The 16,621-nt window shown below is 38.0% G+C and carries 15 protein-coding genes; 12 read left to right on the top strand and 3 right to left on the bottom strand.

What is annotated here, in order from left to right; all coding sequences use genetic code 11:
• The first annotated feature begins 77 nt into the window (after positions 1-77).
• The 7 genes from queF (at position 78) to HMPREF2867_RS10480 (ending at position 7,904) form a co-directional block, all read left to right on the top strand.
• Positions 78-569, top strand: coding sequence for a preQ(1) synthase (gene queF, locus HMPREF2867_RS10510; protein ID WP_003097375.1), 492 nt, complete (start codon positions 78-80; stop codon positions 567-569).
• A 264-nt stretch (positions 570-833) separates the two neighbouring features.
• Positions 834-2,843 carry a CAP domain-containing protein gene (locus HMPREF2867_RS10505; RefSeq protein ID WP_070577350.1) on the top strand — a complete coding sequence of 670 codons (2,010 nt, stop codon included), beginning with the start codon at positions 834-836 and terminating at the stop codon, positions 2,841-2,843.
• Between the two features lie 125 nt (positions 2,844-2,968).
• The gene (locus HMPREF2867_RS10500) at positions 2,969-3,739 is read left to right on the top strand and encodes a DUF1003 domain-containing protein (RefSeq protein WP_070577349.1); all 771 of its coding nucleotides are present in this window, start codon (positions 2,969-2,971) and stop codon (positions 3,737-3,739) included.
• Entirely contained in the window at positions 3,720-4,610 is an 891-nt protein-coding gene (rapZ, locus tag HMPREF2867_RS10495) for an RNase adapter RapZ (RefSeq protein ID WP_060971235.1), read from the top strand. Before HMPREF2867_RS10500 ends, rapZ begins: the two co-directional genes overlap by 20 nt.
• On the top strand, positions 4,607-5,581 hold the full coding sequence (locus HMPREF2867_RS10490) for a YvcK family protein (RefSeq protein WP_070577348.1): 975 nt from the start codon (positions 4,607-4,609) through the stop codon (positions 5,579-5,581). Before rapZ ends, HMPREF2867_RS10490 begins: the two co-directional genes overlap by 4 nt.
• On the top strand, positions 5,578-6,489 hold the full coding sequence (whiA, locus tag HMPREF2867_RS10485) for a DNA-binding protein WhiA (protein WP_070577347.1): 912 nt from the start codon (positions 5,578-5,580) through the stop codon (positions 6,487-6,489). The genes HMPREF2867_RS10490 and whiA overlap by 4 nt, the downstream gene beginning before the upstream one ends.
• 17 nt (positions 6,490-6,506) lie before the next feature.
• On the top strand, positions 6,507-7,904 hold the full coding sequence (locus tag HMPREF2867_RS10480; RefSeq protein ID WP_070577346.1) for a C69 family dipeptidase: 1,398 nt from the start codon (positions 6,507-6,509) through the stop codon (positions 7,902-7,904).
• A gap of 55 nt (positions 7,905-7,959) precedes the next feature.
• Here HMPREF2867_RS10480 and HMPREF2867_RS10475 read toward each other — a convergent pair whose 3' ends face one another.
• Positions 7,960-8,781: a PrsW family glutamic-type intramembrane protease gene (locus HMPREF2867_RS10475; protein ID WP_070577345.1), complete on the bottom strand. Its 822-nt coding sequence runs from the start codon at positions 8,779-8,781 to the stop codon at positions 7,960-7,962.
• A 157-nt stretch (positions 8,782-8,938) separates the two neighbouring features.
• Here HMPREF2867_RS10475 and HMPREF2867_RS10470 point away from each other — a divergent pair, with 157 nt between their 5' ends.
• From HMPREF2867_RS10470 to HMPREF2867_RS10460, 3 genes are all read left to right on the top strand, one after another.
• Positions 8,939-10,483: a metal ABC transporter solute-binding protein, Zn/Mn family gene (locus HMPREF2867_RS10470; RefSeq protein WP_048790516.1), complete on the top strand. Its 1,545-nt coding sequence runs from the start codon at positions 8,939-8,941 to the stop codon at positions 10,481-10,483.
• A gap of 218 nt (positions 10,484-10,701) precedes the next feature.
• Positions 10,702-11,100, top strand: a complete 399-nt coding sequence (locus HMPREF2867_RS10465) for a hypothetical protein (RefSeq protein ID WP_004182418.1) — start codon at positions 10,702-10,704, stop codon at positions 11,098-11,100.
• Positions 11,101-11,244: 144 nt separating this feature from the next.
• A complete protein-coding gene (locus tag HMPREF2867_RS10460) occupies positions 11,245-11,556 on the top strand; it encodes a hypothetical protein (protein ID WP_070577344.1) in 312 nt (103 codons plus the stop codon).
• A gap of 54 nt (positions 11,557-11,610) precedes the next feature.
• On the opposite strand, the gene HMPREF2867_RS10455 is transcribed toward HMPREF2867_RS10460, so the two are convergent.
• The gene (locus tag HMPREF2867_RS10455) at positions 11,611-12,618 is read right to left on the bottom strand and encodes a YeiH family protein (RefSeq protein ID WP_070577343.1); all 1,008 of its coding nucleotides are present in this window, start codon (positions 12,616-12,618) and stop codon (positions 11,611-11,613) included.
• Between the two features lie 172 nt (positions 12,619-12,790).
• On the opposite strand from HMPREF2867_RS10455, the gene HMPREF2867_RS10450 reads away from it, so the two are divergent.
• On the top strand, positions 12,791-13,504 hold the full coding sequence (locus HMPREF2867_RS10450) for a glycoside hydrolase family 73 protein (protein ID WP_014634579.1): 714 nt from the start codon (positions 12,791-12,793) through the stop codon (positions 13,502-13,504).
• A gap of 93 nt (positions 13,505-13,597) precedes the next feature.
• Here HMPREF2867_RS10450 and HMPREF2867_RS10445 read toward each other — a convergent pair whose 3' ends face one another.
• A complete protein-coding gene (locus tag HMPREF2867_RS10445; protein WP_014634578.1) occupies positions 13,598-14,506 on the bottom strand; it encodes a LysR family transcriptional regulator in 909 nt (302 codons plus the stop codon).
• Positions 14,507-14,713: 207 nt separating this feature from the next.
• Between HMPREF2867_RS10445 and glmS the strand changes: the two genes are divergently transcribed.
• Positions 14,714-16,522 carry a glutamine--fructose-6-phosphate transaminase (isomerizing) gene (gene glmS / locus HMPREF2867_RS10440; protein ID WP_002891089.1) on the top strand — a complete coding sequence of 603 codons (1,809 nt, stop codon included), beginning with the start codon at positions 14,714-14,716 and terminating at the stop codon, positions 16,520-16,522.
• Positions 16,523-16,621: the final 99 nt, after the last annotated feature.

Genomic DNA, 16,621 nt, shown 5'->3' with positions numbered 1-16,621 from the left:
TAATGATTAAAATTAGAAATTTAGATTAAAAATCGACTATATAAAGGTCTAGAAAAATTAACAACGAAGGAAGAAAAATGTCACAACAAGAAGAAATGAAAAACCTCACTCTCCTTGGTAATAAGGAGACCCCTTATATTTTTGAATACTCTCCACAAGTCTTGGAGTCTTTTGATAATCGTCACACTGATAATGATTACTTTATCAAATTCAACTGTCCAGAATTTACGTCACTTTGTCCTATTACTGGCCAACCTGATTTTGCAAGTATCTATATTTCTTATATTCCAGACCAGCTGTGCGTTGAGTCTAAATCTTTAAAGCTTTACCTCTTTAGTTACCGTAATCACGGAGATTTCCATGAAAACTGTATTAATACCATTGGTAAAGATTTGGTGGAGCTTTTGAACCCTCGTTACTTAGAAGTTTGGGGTAAATTTACACCTCGTGGTGGTATTTCTATTGACCCTTATTATAATTATGGCCGTCCAGAAACTAAGTATGAAAAGATGGCAGAGCAACGTCTTTTTAATCACGATCTTTACCCAGAAAATATTGATAATCGTTAATATCACGCTAAAAGTCCTTATGTTAAGGGGCTTTTTTTATTTTGTTAAACACCTGTCTTTAGGGTGTGAAAGAAAGCTGATCAATTATTTTTTACAAGTAAAAGTAAGGTCATTGTTAGTTATTTATTGGTCTGTTCTTAGAAACTTCTATTATTAAAATAATTTGACAATAGAAGTATTATCTCCTACAATTAAAGTATAAAGAGAAGCGTAAGCGCTTGCTTATAAAAGGTATATTTGTTTTTAAAAAAGGGGATGAAGACAATGAGAAAAAGTTTACGTCTATTTTCGTGCGCTGTTTTAGGGGCAGCAATATTAGCACCAACGATAGTTGGTAATGATCATGCACAGGCCGATAGTTATTATGGCCGAGGTTACTATAATAACTATTCTTATAATCCATGGTATAACAACTATTATCCAAACTATGGTTATAACTACGGATACAATGGTTATTATCCAGGCTATAATTACAATTATGGCTATAACTACGGTTACAATAATTACTATCCAAACTATAACTATGGCTATAATTATGACTATAACAACTATAATCCTGGTTACAACAACTACAACGAATCAGGTACTTACCGCTATAGCAATGGGTATTTGTACTACATCTTGAGTGATGGTAGCTACTATGTTAACTATAACGGTCGTTGGGTTCGTGGTGGTGACTATAATAACAACAATAGTGGTTCTAACAATACACCAACGACAGGATATGAGGTTTTGAGAAATGACCCTCACTATCGTTACGAAAATGGTACTCACTATTATTTGAAAGATAATGGCGATTACTACTATTATTCAAATGGTAAGTGGGTACTTGTTAAGGCTTCAAGCACAGATTCTGAAGCTCCAACAACTTCAACTTTAGATTCAACTTCATCAGCAAGTTCAGAAGTATCCTCAACCGTGGCTTCAACGTCATCAGCAAGTTCAGAAGTATCCTCAACCGTGGCTTCAACTTCATCAGCAAGTTCAGAAGTAGCCTCAACTGTGGCTTCAACGTCATCAGCAAGTTCAGAGGTAACCTCAACTGTAGATTCAACGTCATCAGCAAGCTCAGAAGTAGCCTCAACTGTTGATTCAACTTCATCAGCAAGTTCAGAAGTAGCTTCAACTGTAGATTCAACTTCATCAGCAAGTTCAGAAGCAGCCTCAACTGCTGACTCAACTTCATCAGCAAGTTCAGAAGCAGCGTCAACTGTAGATTCAACTTCAGAAGCGGCTTCAACTGGTAACTCAAGTTCGACTGTAACTTCTGAATCTTCTTCAACAGCAACTTCAGAGACAGGGTCAACATCAGAAACAAGTTCTGAAGCTCCTGAACTTGAAAAACCACCATATGCGCCTGAAACAAACATTGACTATGATAAGTTGCCAAAACCAACATTGCCACCAACAGATTATCGCATGTACTCAGATCCACGATTTGTAGATGACAACGGTACCTATTACTACCGTGTGGCATTGACAGATGAAGATAATGCGCGTGGTATCGATGGTTACTACAAATGGGTTGATGGTAAGTGGAAACTCTACAATGGTACTGCCAATGATGACCCTGAGCTTGATCCAGACTTCCATAAACCAGCAGGAAACGATGAATACATGTACGATGACAACGCGTCAAGTGTTAAATTGTATTCTGAAAATGTAGTCGGTACTGGTAAAGCTGGTGAAGCTCTTCCATTCCAAAATGTGGATGAATTCAAAGATTATGTTATCAAGAATCTTGCTCCAAAATTCATAGACAATGCTGGCTGGGATTGTAATGTAACTTGGGAAATTGAAGATGTTGACAACTTCAACGCTTCTAAGGGCAGTGCTTGGGCACGTGACTATGTGATTACAGCTAATCTCAAGAGCGGTGTTGACGACAAAAAATATAGTGATGTTGAATTTGGTTATGTTAAATTTGTTTATCATGTAGAACCAACTGAAAATTCTGATTATGTTGAAGTTGATTCAGCTAAGGCTGCCTTTAATGAAATCAATGCTCAACGTACAGCTGCCGGTTTACCAGCGCTTACATGGTCTGATGATCTTTACAATAGCACAACTCTTCCACACGCCAAAGATATTTCACATACTTACAACAGTGACGGTATTGTTTACCGTCGTGAATCTGATGGTTCAGTTGTTGCAAATAAATGGTTGAGCAGTGGTATTCGTGAACTTCTCATGAGTCCAGATGCTACTCAAGCTGCAGTGGCTTGTGTTGTCGCAGGTGATGGTACTTACTACTGGACTTTGAATTACCAATAAGAAGATGTTAAATTAATTGTCCCAATAATGAGGAGTCTAAGGTTAGTCTTGGACTCTTTTCCTTTATCTATTGAACGTTTAAGCTTTCAATATGGTATAATAGAGCCTAGAAAGAAGGCGAAAATATGCAGGTTAAGAGAGTTCAGGATTATATCTCTAAAGAGTGGTTCGATGAAACCGATGGCTCCTATTTCGAACGACTAAATAGTCGTTTGCAGGTGCTTTTGAAAAAAGATTACCCTGATTTACAAGGACATGATTTCATTAGTAATATTAGCCTTTTGGATTATAGGTTAGTTTTTCTCGACGAGATTATCGCAAATGCTAATGAGAAAAATGAGCACGTGCGTGAAACAGTTCATGATGTGACCAAGAGTTTGCTCTACGAGGACCAGGATGTCCAGGAACAATTGGATAGTCGAATTACTTTTGGACAGAAAGTGGCGGATGAAGTGGCCAGATTTGGTGGATCTTGGACTTTTATCTTGTCATTCATTGCTTTTATGGCTATTTGGATGGGGCTAAATGTCATCCAACCCTTTGGGATTGCCTTTGATAAGTATCCTTTTATTCTGTTGAATCTGGCCTTGTCCACTCTAGCTGCCGTTCAGGCACCATTGATTATGATGAGTCAGAATCGGGCATCGGATTACGATCGATTGCAAGCACGAAATGACTATAACGTCAATAAACAATCAAAGGCAGAAATCCGACTTTTACATGAAAAAGTTGATCACTTGGTGCAACAAGACCAATCAGATTTGCTTACTATTCAAAAATTGCAGACAGAAATGATTATGGGGGTTAGCCAACAAGTTGAAAAAATGTCAGACGATATTCGTGTCTTGAAAGAAGAAAGACTAGAAAGGGAGTCTCATGGGAACGAAAAAAATTAATTTAGTTGTTGTAACAGGGATGAGCGGGGCAGGTAAGACTGTAGCGATTCAATCCTTTGAGGATATTGGATACTTCACTATTGATAATATGCCACCTTCTTTGGTACCAAAGGTTATCGAATTGGTAAAACATAGTGAAGAGACAGATAAGATTGCTCTTGTCGTTGATATGCGAAGTCGCTTGTTCTTCGATGAAATCAACGATATTTTGGATAAATTGGAGAGCAATGAGGAACTTAATTTCAAGATTCTTTTCTTGGACGCTACGGATGGTGAATTGGTTTCTCGTTACAAAGAGACACGTCGTAGTCACCCACTGGCGGCAGATGGCCGTGTTTTGGATGGCATCAAGTTAGAGCGTGAGCTTTTGTCACCGCTTAAGAGTTTGAGTCAAAACGTAGTTGATACGACAGAATTGACTCCGCGTCAACTTCGTAAGGCTATTTCTGAACAGTTTTCATCTGAGCAAGACCAATCTTCTTTCCGTATTGAAGTTTTGAGTTTTGGTTTTAAATATGGACTGCCATTGGATGCAGATCTGGTTTTTGATGTCCGTTTTTTGCCAAACCCTTATTATGATCCTGCCCTTCGTAACCTCACAGGTTTGGATAAAGAGGTTTTTGATTACGTCATGAAGCATACAGAATCAGAAGACTTTTACAATCATTTGAAACAGCTTATTAAACCAATCTTACCTGGCTACAAAAAAGAAGGTAAGTCTGTTCTTACTATTGCTGTTGGGTGTACAGGTGGTCAACACCGTAGTGTAGCTTTTGCACATCGTCTAGCCCAAGATCTAAAAAATGATTGGACAGTCAATGAAACACATCGTGATAAGGATCGACGTAAGGAGACGGTGAATCGTTCATGAAAAAACCAAGAATTACAGTAATAGGTGGGGGAACTGGTATTCCAGTCATTCTTCGTAGTTTACGCCATAAGGATGTTGATATCACTGCTGTGGTAACTGTAGCTGATGATGGCGGTTCTTCAGGAGATTTGCGTGATATCATGCAACTGACACCTCCAGGGGATTTGCGTAATGTTTTGGTAGCTATGAGTGATATGCCTAAACTTTATGAAAGAGTTTTCCAATATCGTTTTGATAAAACCGATGGCGCTTTGGCCGGTCATCCACTCGGAAATCTAATCATCGCTGGAATTTCTGAAATGCAGGGATCTACCTATAATGCCATGCAGCTTCTGACGAAGTTTTTCCACATCACAGGTAAGATTTATCCTGCCAGTGAGACTGCCTTGACGCTTCATGCCATTTTTCAAGATGGTCATGAAGTAGCAGGTGAGAGTAGTATTGCCCAGTACGATGGCATGATTGAGCGCGTTTATGTGACCAATACCTATAATGATGAAGAGCCTAAGGCCAGTCGTAAGGTTGTTGATGCTATTATGAATAGTGATATGATTGTTTTAGGTCCTGGGTCTCTCTATACATCGATTTTGCCCAACCTGGTGATACCAGAGATTCGTCAGTCTCTTATTGAGACCAAGGCTGATGTCACATACATTTGTAATATTATGACGCAGTACGGAGAAACTGAGCAATTCTCAGATGCCGACCATGTAGCTGTTCTTAATCGTCATCTTGGCTCCGATGTGATTGACAATGTCTTAGTTAATATCAAGAAAGTGCCTAAGGAATACATGGCAAGTAATAAATTTGATGAATACCTTGTTCAAGTTGAGCATGATTTTGAGGGCTTACGTCGTGAAGCAAAAACAGTTGTGTCTTCTAATTTTTTGCGACTTGAAAATGGTGGTGCCTTCCACCATGGTGACTTGGTAGTGGATGAGCTCATGCATCTAGTGAGGAATAAGTCATGAGTTTCACAATTAAGGTTAAAGAAGAGATAATTGCAGCTTCAAGCAAAGACAAGGCTGAATTGTCGGCATTGATTAAGATGTCTGGTTCTGTTGGATTGACCAACCAAGGATTGACTCTTTCCATCTCAACAGAAAATGCAAAGATTGCGAGACATATCTACCAATTAATGGAAAGTCGTTATCAGAGTAATCCTGAATTGAGACATCACAACAAGACTAATCTCAAGAAAAATCGTGTTTACACGGTTTTTGTAGCTGACCATGTCAATGATATTTTGTCCGATTTACAATTGGCGGATTCTTTCTTTGGCTTTGAAACAGGCATTGAAACATCAGTAATGGAAGATGACGAAGCTGGAAGATCCTATTTACGAGGTGCTTTTTTGGCGACTGGAACAGTTCGTGATCCTGAAAAAGGCCGTTATCAATTAGAGATTTTTTCCGTTTACCAAGACCACGCAGAGGACTTGGCTTCTCTCATGAAAAAATTTATGCTCGATGCCAAGGTTTTGAGTCATAAAAATGGTTTTGTGACCTATCTTCAAAAAGCTGAGGATATTATGGACTTCCTCCTTGTTATTGGTGCAATGAACTCTAAGGATACCTTCGAAGAGGTCAAAATTATTCGAGAGACCAGAAATGATCTGAATCGTGCCAATAATGCGGAAACAGCTAATATTGCTAGAACGATTAGTGCTAGTATGAAAACAATTAATAATATTATCAAGATTATGGATACGGTTGGCTTGGAGATTTTACCTGTGGAGCTGCGCCAAATTGCTCAACTCCGTATTGCCAACCCAGATTACTCTATCCAGCAGATCGCAGATAGTATAGAACCTCCTCTGACCAAGAGTGGTGTTAACCATCGTCTCAGAAAAATCAATAAGATTGCGGACGATTTGTAAGTAGAAAGGAAGCTTTTATGGCTTGTACAACGATTTTAGTAGGTAAGAAAGCCTCATATGACGGCTCTACCATGATTGCACGTACTGAGGATTCTCAATCAGGCGTTTTTACGCCTAAAGAATTTCTCGTCGTAACCCCAGAAGACCAACCACATCACTACCACTCTGTGCTTAGCAATTTTTCAATTGATTTGCCAGATAATCCTCTACGTTATACTTCTGTTCCAGATGCACTTGGTAAAGACGGTATCTGGGGTGAAGCTGGTATTAACTCAGCTAATGTTGCCATGAGTGCAACAGAAACAATCACCACCAATGCGCGTGTACTTGGTGCAGACCCTCTTGTTAAAGATGGTTTTGGAGAAGAGGATATGTTAACATTGGTCTTGCCATATATCAAGACGGCGCGTGAAGGTGTCCTTCGTTTGGGGAAACTTCTTGAAACTTACGGAACTTACGAATCTAATGGTATTGCTTTCTCAGATACTGAAGAAATTTGGTGGCTAGAGACCATAGGTGGTCACCATTGGATTGCAAGACGTGTTCCAGACGATGCCTATGTCACTAACCCAAACCAACTTGGCATCGATCACTATGAGTTTGAAAATCCAGACGACTATTTAGCCTCACCAGACATTCGAGATTTTATTAATAAACATCACTTGGATTTGACTTATTCTAATGAACACTTTAATCCACGTTATGCTTTTGGTAGCCAACGAGATAAGGATCGTCATTATAATACACCACGTGCCTGGGCAATGCAGAAATTCTTGAACCCAGAAAAAGATTATGATCCAAAATCATTCTTTATTCCATGGTGTCAAAAACCATACCGCAAAATTACAGTTGAAGATGTTAAATATGTCTTGAGTCTTCATTACCAAGATACACCTTACGATCCTTATGGACCTCAAGGAGATGCGGTGAGTCAACGCCAATTCCGTCCAATCGGTATCAACCGTACTAGTCAAACAGCACTCTTGCAAATGCGTCCTAACAAACCATCAGAAACGACAGGAATTCAGTGGTTAGCCTATGGATCAATGCCATTTGGTACAATGGTGCCATTCTGGATTCAAGTCGGAACAACACCTGCTTATTTCCGTCAAACAACTGATAAAGTGGATACAGGTAATTTCTACTGGAGTAATCGCTTGATTGCCGCTATCTGTGATCCTCATTTCCAACAGCATGAAGCTGATTTGGATGCTTATGTAGAAACAACTATGGCTCTTGGCCATGCTATGATTAATCATGTAGATACTGCTTTAGCAAATGATGAGAGTATTGATTTTGAAGCTGAAAATCAAAAAATTAGTGATAAGATTCAGTCAGAAACAGATAATCTATTGGCAAAAGTCTTAGATGATGCAAGTAATTTGATGACCAATCGTTTTTCTATGAGTGATTAAAGTCATCAAAAAAGCCTTTCCATAAAATTGGAAAGGTTTTTTAGTATTGTAAACATTACTTGTCTTCTTTATCCAGTTTCGAGAGGAGCTGATAAAGCGTAATAAAGAAGAAAAGATTGAGTGAAATGAGAAGGCCTGATGCCCATGGCAAATCGCTTTCTAAATTTCGAAGAGGTGAATTCCAAGCAAAGTGTGCAGCAAAAGCACCGCAAGCATAAAGTATACCAATAAGACTGTATTTAGAATTAATGAGTTTTTGACGGGAACGCCATATAAGGACTAGCCCCATAGCAAGGAAGGATGTGTAAAGCCAGTGAGACGATACAGCACCAATAGTTCGACCAAGAATACCTGAAATCGTATAAGAAAAACCATCAGGCAAATCTGAAAGAATATAGGAGAAGTCTTCACTAATCTGAAAGCCAAGACCTGCCGTAATAGCAACAAGCAAGATCCCCTTGTAACTTTTCGTTGGTACCATATAGATAGCAAAGAGAAAAGCAGCTAGTTTTAGGGGTTCTTCAACTAGGGGAGCCATAAGGGCATCCTCAAAGCGGTAGAAGAAACTCTTTGAAGAAAGATGAGCAGTTACCCAATCGTGAGAAAAGGTATTGGCATAACCAGCTATCCATCCTGTTATAAAGAGTCCACCAATTAGAGCAAATATGAGAACAAGTGGTTTCACCTGCCATCTCTTGCTTAAGTACTGAATCAGAAATATTCCTGGTACGATATAACATAAGGCAATCAGTGTTGATAGTCCAATAATACCGTATGCCGAACCTGACAAAGCGCCTGAAGTGTATGATTGCGTATCATAAGTCAGGCCTATGGCTGAAAGCAATAAAAAAAGATATAGGATTAATTTTCGAAACATGTATAACCTACTTTCCAAATGATATTTCCAGTATATCAAATAATTCTTTCTCGCCGAAATATTTCAATTTTTTTATTTAAGGGCTTGCAAAATAAATGAAATGTGATATACTTAACCAGTAAACTATTAACTGGTTAAGTATTTTGAAAGGAATAACATGAAAAAGAAACGCATTTTTGGCCTAGCAGGATTAGCAGCAGTTGTTTTAGCTGCTGGTGCAGGTATTTATTATACGACTAGTCACCACGGTTCAAAAGGAAATGGTGATTTGAAAGTTGTGACGAGCTTTTACCCTGTTTATGAATTTACCAAGCAGGTTGTAGGAGATGAGGGAGAGGTGTCTTATCTCATTCCTGCTGGAAGTGAAGCTCACGATTTTCAACCATCTACTAAGAATGTCGCTGACATTGAAAAAGCAGACACTTTCGTCTACCTAAATGAAAATATGGAAACCTGGGTTCCGAAAGTTGAAAAGTCTATTAACACTAAAAATACAAAAGTCATTAAGGCAAGTCAAGGCATGGTTCTCTTACCTGGAACAGAGGAAGAAGATCATGATCACGGTGGAGAAGAACATCACCACGAATATGATCCTCATGTTTGGCTCTCACCTAAACGTTCTCAAAAATTAGTTGAAACTATTAGGGACGGTTTGATTGCTCAACATCCAGATAAAAAAGCAGTCTTTACAACCAATGCCGAGAAATACCTTAAAAAATTAAAGACTTTGGATAAGGAGTATACTGAAGCCTTTAGTCAAGCAAAACAGAAAAGTTTTGTTACTCAGCACGCAGCTTTTGCCTACCTTGCCTTAGATTACGGTTTGACACAGGTACCAATTTTAGGTGTTTCAGCTGAGTCCGACCCTTCTGCAAAACGTATAGCTAGCCTTTCTAAGTATGTCAAAGAATATGATATTAACTATATCTATTTTGAGGAAAATGCTTCAAGTAGTGTTGCTAAAACCTTAGCTAACGAAGTAGGAGTTAAGACAGCAGTTTTAAATCCAATTGAATCACTAACTAAGGAACAGTTGAAAAAAGGTGAAGACTATGTCAGTGTTATGACTGAGAACCTAAAAAATCTTCGTTTAACAACGGACGTTGAAGGTAAAGCTATCCAACCTGAAACGGGAAGTGATGACAAGAAAACGGTTCAAAATGGTTACTTCGATGACAAAGATGTTAAAGATAGAGAACTTTCGGATTGGTCTGGTGAGTGGCAATCGGTCTATCCTTATCTTCAAGATGGTACTTTAGATCAAGTATTTGAATACAAATCTCTATTGAATAAGGATAAAACAGCACAAGAGTATAAAGAATACTACACTAAGGGCTATCAAACAGATGTTTCTAAAATTGCTATTGATGGTAAAAAGATGACCATGACTTTTACAAAGAATGATGGAAGTAGTGTGACACACACTTATCGTTATGATGGGTATAAGATTTTGACCTATGCTTCTGGTAAAAAAGGTGTCCGTTATCTCTTCACAGCAACTGACAGTCAAGCAGCAGATAACCCTTACCAGTATGTCCAATTTTCAGATCATCAAATAGATCCAACAACTTCAGCACATTTCCATATTTTCTTTGGAAATAGTAGCCAAGATGAGATTCTAAAAGAAATGGATAATTGGCCAACTTACTATCCTGGAAAACTTAGTGGCTTTGAAATTGCACAAGAAATGGTTAGCCATTAAGACTAGAAATGCACTCATTCGTGAGTGTTTTTCTTTTTTAAAAAAATCTTTCATTTCTTAAACTCTTAGAAAATTGCTAATGTCATTAGTTTTAAACAAAAATTTAAAGCATCGTATTTTTTCTAAAAAAATCCTGTAAAAAATTAAATAATTACTACATTTTTTCATTCTTTAGTGGTACAATAATAGTACGATTTTCAGATGACCAGGAGAGACCCATGAACCAGTATTTAGTAGCGATACATTATATTCAACTGCTTCAAGCAGAACTCGATATTCTAAATCATGATGCACGCTTGCTTTTTGATTTAAAGATTGAACCAAATCTTGCTAAAAGAGAGCTTGCTGACTTGAAAGTATCCCTATCTAAATTATCTGACAAAAACCTTTATATCGAAGGTACAATCTGGTATCAGCCAAGTTTGTTTGCAATCATTGATCAAAATTTAGGGGTTATTGATGACTGGCTCAAGGAATTAGATGACTTCTTTGAATTTACCTATAGTACAACAGTTTTCACTGTTTTGAAAGAAAATGAAAATCGAAGTTACGACTTATTACTTGGTCTCTATAGCCGTCTTGAATACGTTATTTCAGAAATAAAAAATTGCCGTTAGATGACTAACGGCTTTTAGTATATAGAAAAATTAGATTCTATTTTAAATATCAAATAATTTGACAAAATACCCAAATGTGTGTAAAATAAAATTTGAAAATACTCTAATAAAAATAATGTTAAGTTAAAGGAAGATAATAGCTAAGTGAGTAAGCAGGGGTTGAAATTGGGGGATTTTGTTAAATATTATTTGGTGAGCCTTGTGTCGCTGAGCCTTTTATGTCTTATTTTGTATGGGCTATATTCTTTAAACGGGCTCATTCCTTTTTCTCTAGATAGAGCTTCAGGTCTTGAAGTTAGGCATTATTCAGGACAGACCACCTCTTCTGTAAAAAAAGATGGTGATTATAAGGTTCAGGATATTAGTGGTGAAACTAAGAGCTACAATGTTGATTTGAAAGTAACAAACGATGGGGATAAGGTAATCCAAACCTATGTCTTTGAGTATAAAAAATGATTCTATAATAAAAACTCACAGTCTTAGCCAGATTGTGAGTTTTTTAGATGTCTATTACCAAAGTCCTAATATCTTTTGCATGAGAAGAGAAGCAAGACTAATTAATAACCAACAGACTCCTCCCACTAGAAGTGCTGAGCCTCCTTTAGTGATTAGTTTTTTGAGATTTGTTTGGAAACCGATAGCTGTCATTGCCATAATAATCATAAATTTTGAAAGGTCTTTTAATGGTGAAAAGACGGCAGGTGTTACACCGAGTGACATTGCAACAGTTGTAATCAGTGAGGCCAAAAGGAACCAAAGGATAAAGTTAGGCACTGCTTTGCTTAGCGAGAATGCTTCCTTTGTATTATCTTTTCGTGACTGCCATAAAGATAGACCAAGAGTTATAGGGATGATAGCAAGTGTTCGAGTCAATTTAACAATTGTTGCTTGCTCTAGGATAGATGTTCCATGTAAGCTATCCCAAGAACTAGCTGTAGCAGTTACAGAAGAAGTATCGTTGACAGCTGTTCCAGCAAATATGGCAAAGCCTTGATTACTAAGTCCCAACCAAGATCCCAAGTGAGGAAAGATTAAAGCCGCTAAGATGTTAAAAAAGAAAATTACCGAGATTGCTGTTGCAATAGATTCATCTTTAGCCTTGATTACAGGAGCAGTTGCAGCAATAGCAGATCCCCCACAAATAGAAGAACCAACACCTACTAAAGTAGCAATTTCACTATCTAGCTTGAACACACGATGGACGACATAAGCAGTAAGCAGTGCCGTAGTAATAGTCACTAGAATAATGGGAAGTGACGTTACGCCAACCTTAAAGACTTGAGAAAGATTTAGTCCAAATCCAAGAAGAATAACAGCGTATTGCAATACTTTTTTAGATGTGAATTGCATTCCTGCTTTAAGTTTCTGAGAATCTCTTAGAATAATTCCTAGCAGAAGTCCTATAAATAAACCAAGGACTGGCCCACCAATAATAGGAAATAAGTTTCCAAGGAACCATGCTAGGAGAGATATAAGTATTGCAATACTTAGTCCGGGTAAGAATTCTTTTATTTTCATTCATTTATCTCCTTAAAATTTGACTATATTATAGCTTATTATAAATATGATGTAAAGGTAACATTTGCTTTATTTCTCAAGGAAAAAAGGTCTGAAAGTTGCGACTTGTCAGTTTTTCTGATAGAATAGTATTAAAATATTATAATTGAAATTTTTATGAAGGAAGGGTTGTATGTATCGTCATTTAAAGAAGTATATGATTTTTATCGTGGGAGCTTTTGTTTGTTCGCTCTTTTTGGTTCTAGCTTTTACAACAGATAGAAAAAATGATAACAGTGTTAATGCTAAAGCTGAAGCTGCCTACAATCAAACTACGACGGCTTTTATTGATAGTATCGGAGAGACTGCGAGACAGATTGGTCAAGATTACAATATCTATGCTTCTGTTCTAATTGCTCAAGCTATTCTGGAATCAAATTCAGGTCAGTCAGGTTTGAGTCAAGCTCCTTATTACAACTTCTTTGGGATTAAGGGCTCTTATAATGGAAACTCCGTTACTATGCGTACTTGGGAAGACGATGGTACAGGGAAGACTTATGAGATTGATGAACCTTTCCGTTCTTATGGAAGTCTGAGTGATTCCCTAGCAGATTATGCTGCTTTGATGACGTCATCTACTTATGCAGGTACTTGGAAATCAAATACAAGTAGTTATGCAGATGCCACTCAGGCACTGACAGGGACTTATGCTACAGATAGTCTTTACGCTTCTAAATTAAATAGCATTATTGCATACTATGGTTTGACTGCCTACGATCAAGCTCCAGTTACTCAAGCAACTGGTTCAACAAGTGGCTTTGTTTGGAACAGCTATAGAGGCTCATACACAGATGCTGAGACCTTATCTATAGATGAGGCCTGGGCAAGCTATAAAAATTATAAATAATGATGAGAGTCGAAAGGCTCTTTTTTGTGCTTTGAATTGGATAGTTTTGGCGATAAAAAGTCCCCAACATTATGTGCTAGGGACTAACATCTATTAGTTGTCAAAAGTGACTTCTTTAACGAGGTTATCAAGGAATTTTTCCCCCATTTTAGAGAGGGTTGCCTTTTCATGCTTCAAGTAAACAATATCAATTTCATCATCAATATCAAGTGGGATAGAGACAATGTTATCACCATTCAAATTACTATTTAAAATACCTGTAGCAATGGTGTAACCATCCAAACCGATTAATAGGTTGAAGAGTGTCGCTCGGTCTGAAACCACGATAGACTTTTTATGGGGAATCTGAGAGAGAATCTCTTCAGAATAGTAGAAGGAATTATGAATCCCCTGATCATAGCTAAGGTATGGAAATTCTTCTAAATCTTCCAAAGAGACAACTTCATGCTTAGCCAATGGGTTTGACTTGCTGACAAAGATATGAGGTCTAGCTTTGAAGAGACTGGTATATGTGAGGCGGTTGTCATCAAACATCTTAGTCAAGACATCTCGATTATAGCTGTTAAGGAAGAGAACACCGATCTCTGAACGGAAGTTCTTAACGTCCTCAATGATTTCATAAGTACGTGTTTCGCGTAAGAAGAGCTCGTAACGTGTCATATCAGCTCTCTTGAGAAGTGAGACGAAGGCATTGACAACAAAAGCGTAGTGTTGAGAGGAAACACTAAACAATTCACGTGTTTCTGTGTGACTCTTGTAGCGTTCTTCCAAGAGATTCGTTTGTTCCACTACCTGACGGGCATAGGAGAGAAATTCAACTCCATCCTTAGTTAAGGTGATTCCCTTAGGGTTACGGATAAAGATATCGATTCCCATTTCTCTTTCCAAGTCACGAACAGCATTTGAAAGACTTGGTTGCGTAATGAAAAGTTGTTTTGCAGCTTCATTCATTGAGCCGGTTTCGACGATTTTGATAATATAATGTAATTGTTGAATTCGCATAGCCTTATTATAGCATATTTTAAGGATTATTCCTTAGGATAAGAGGCAAGTAAAAGGTCTTTTTAGGACTATACCAATTTTTATACTTGACAATGTCAAATATATGCAATATACTGTCCTCGTTAAGCTTTTTAAAGAGCTTATTGACTATACCAATTTTAAATGAAGGAGACATGACCTCTTTGATCTGAGGTTATTATTAAAAATATGTGTGGAATTGTTGGTGTTGTAGGTAACACAAATGCAACTGATATCTTGATTCAAGGACTTGAAAAGCTAGAATACCGTGGTTATGATTCAGCTGGTATCTTTGTAGCGGGCGATGCATCTAGTCAATTGGTTAAGGCTGTTGGCCGTATTGCGGAACTTGCTGCTAAAACTGAAGGAGTAGAAGGCACAGCCGGTATTGGACATACTCGTTGGGCAACTCACGGTAAACCAACAGAGGACAATGCTCACCCACACCGCTCAGAAACAGAACGTTTCGTTTTGGTTCACAATGGTGTTATTGAAAACTATCTTGAAATTAAGGAAGAATACCTTGCTGGTCACCATTTCAAAGGTCAAACTGATACTGAAATTGCAGTTCACTTGATTGGAAAATTCGTTGAAGAAGATGGTTTGTCAACTCTTGAAGCATTCAAGAAAGCTCTTCACATTATCCGTGGATCATATGCCTTTGCCCTCATGGATTCTGAAGATGCCTCAACAATTTACGTTGCAAAAAACAAATCACCACTTTTGATTGGTCTTGGTGATGGCTATAACATGGTCTGCTCAGATGCCATGGCTATGATTCGCGAAACTAATCAATACATGGAAATTCACGATCAAGAGTTAGTTATCGTGAAAGCTGATAGTGTTGAAGTTCAAGATTATGATGGCAATGTAAAAGAACGTGATAGCTATACAGCTGAACTTGACCTATCTGATATTGGTAAAGGCACTTACCCTTACTACATGCTCAAAGAAATCGATGAGCAACCAACAGTGATGCGTAAGCTTATCCAAGCCTACACAGATGACAAGGGGCAAGTGACTGTAGATGCTGATATTATCAAGGCTGTTCAAGAGGCTGATCGTATCTATATTCTTGCGGCAGGAACATCATATCATGCTGGTTTTGCTTCTAAGAAGATGCTCGAAGAGTTGACAGATACACCAGTTGAGCTTGGTATTTCTTCTGAGTGGGGTTATGGTATGCCACTCCTTAGCAAGAAACCTCTCTTTGTTTTTATTAGCCAATCAGGTGAAACAGCAGATAGCCGTCAGGTTCTTGTTAAAGCTAACGAGTTGGGTATTCCAAGTTTGACAGTGACAAACGTTCCGGGATCTACTCTTTCTCGTGAAGCTGACCATACAATGCTTCTTCATGCTGGCCCAGAAATTGCCGTAGCTTCTACTAAAGCTTATACTGCTCAGATTGCAGCTCTTGCCTTCTTGGCTAAAGCAGTTGGTGAGGCTAATGGCAATGAAAAAGCTAAAGCTTTTGACTTGGTACATGAATTGTCACTTGTAGCACAATCTATCGAATCAACACTCTCTGAAAAAGAAGTCATTGACGAGAAAGTGGCAGCTCTCCTTGCAGAAACACGTAACGCTTTCTATATTGGTCGTGGTCAAGATTACTACGTTGCTATGGAAGCTAGTCTTAAATTGAAAGAAATCTCATATATCCAATGTGAAGGTTTTGCAGCAGGTGAGTTGAAACACGGAACAATCGCTTTGATCGAAGATGGTACACCTGTTATTGCCCTCTTGTCTGACGCTGTTCTTGCTAGCCACACTCGTGGTAATATCCAAGAGGTAGCAGCACGTGGTGCGAAAGTGTTGACTATTGCTGAGGAAAATGTTGCTAAAGAAGGTGATGACATCGTTCTTAATAACGTTCACCCTTACTTGTCACCAATTTCAATGGTTGTACCGACACAATTGATTGCTTATTTTGCAACACTCCATCGTGGACTCGACGTCGATAAACCACGTAACTTGGCTAAATCAGTTACTGTTGAATAAAAATACCAACATCTCTTACAGTGTAAGGGATGTTGTTTGTTTTTATCGTTTTCACCCTTGCTTAATTAGGAAATCTAAAGTAGAATAGTATCTATATCA

Source organism: Streptococcus sp. HMSC064H09 (assembly GCF_001812625.1).
GTDB lineage: Bacteria > Bacillota > Bacilli > Lactobacillales > Streptococcaceae > Streptococcus.
Note: the sequence above shows the minus strand (reverse complement) of the source record. Positions and strands in the feature narration are given on the sequence as shown.

What these genes read in the sequence shown, in the direction of transcription:
- queF (WP_003097375.1), top strand. Translation starts at nt 78, where the DNA reads ATGTCACAACAAGAAGAAATGAAAAACCTCACTCTCCTTGGTAATAAG.
- HMPREF2867_RS10505 (WP_070577350.1), top strand. Translation starts at nt 834, where the DNA reads ATGAGAAAAAGTTTACGTCTATTTTCGTGCGCTGTTTTAGGGGCAGCA.
- HMPREF2867_RS10500 (WP_070577349.1), top strand. Translation starts at nt 2,969, where the DNA reads ATGCAGGTTAAGAGAGTTCAGGATTATATCTCTAAAGAGTGGTTCGAT.
- rapZ (WP_060971235.1), top strand. Translation starts at nt 3,720, where the DNA reads ATGGGAACGAAAAAAATTAATTTAGTTGTTGTAACAGGGATGAGCGGG.
- HMPREF2867_RS10490 (WP_070577348.1), top strand. Translation starts at nt 4,607, where the DNA reads ATGAAAAAACCAAGAATTACAGTAATAGGTGGGGGAACTGGTATTCCA.
- whiA (WP_070577347.1), top strand. Translation starts at nt 5,578, where the DNA reads ATGAGTTTCACAATTAAGGTTAAAGAAGAGATAATTGCAGCTTCAAGC.
- HMPREF2867_RS10480 (WP_070577346.1), top strand. Translation starts at nt 6,507, where the DNA reads ATGGCTTGTACAACGATTTTAGTAGGTAAGAAAGCCTCATATGACGGC.
- HMPREF2867_RS10475 (WP_070577345.1), bottom strand. Translation starts at nt 8,781, where the DNA reads ATGTTTCGAAAATTAATCCTATATCTTTTTTTATTGCTTTCAGCCATA.
- HMPREF2867_RS10470 (WP_048790516.1), top strand. Translation starts at nt 8,939, where the DNA reads ATGAAAAAGAAACGCATTTTTGGCCTAGCAGGATTAGCAGCAGTTGTT.
- HMPREF2867_RS10465 (WP_004182418.1), top strand. Translation starts at nt 10,702, where the DNA reads ATGAACCAGTATTTAGTAGCGATACATTATATTCAACTGCTTCAAGCA.
- HMPREF2867_RS10455 (WP_070577343.1), bottom strand. Translation starts at nt 12,618, where the DNA reads ATGAAAATAAAAGAATTCTTACCCGGACTAAGTATTGCAATACTTATA.
- HMPREF2867_RS10450 (WP_014634579.1), top strand. Translation starts at nt 12,791, where the DNA reads ATGTATCGTCATTTAAAGAAGTATATGATTTTTATCGTGGGAGCTTTT.
- HMPREF2867_RS10445 (WP_014634578.1), bottom strand. Translation starts at nt 14,506, where the DNA reads ATGCGAATTCAACAATTACATTATATTATCAAAATCGTCGAAACCGGC.
- glmS (WP_002891089.1), top strand. Translation starts at nt 14,714, where the DNA reads ATGTGTGGAATTGTTGGTGTTGTAGGTAACACAAATGCAACTGATATC.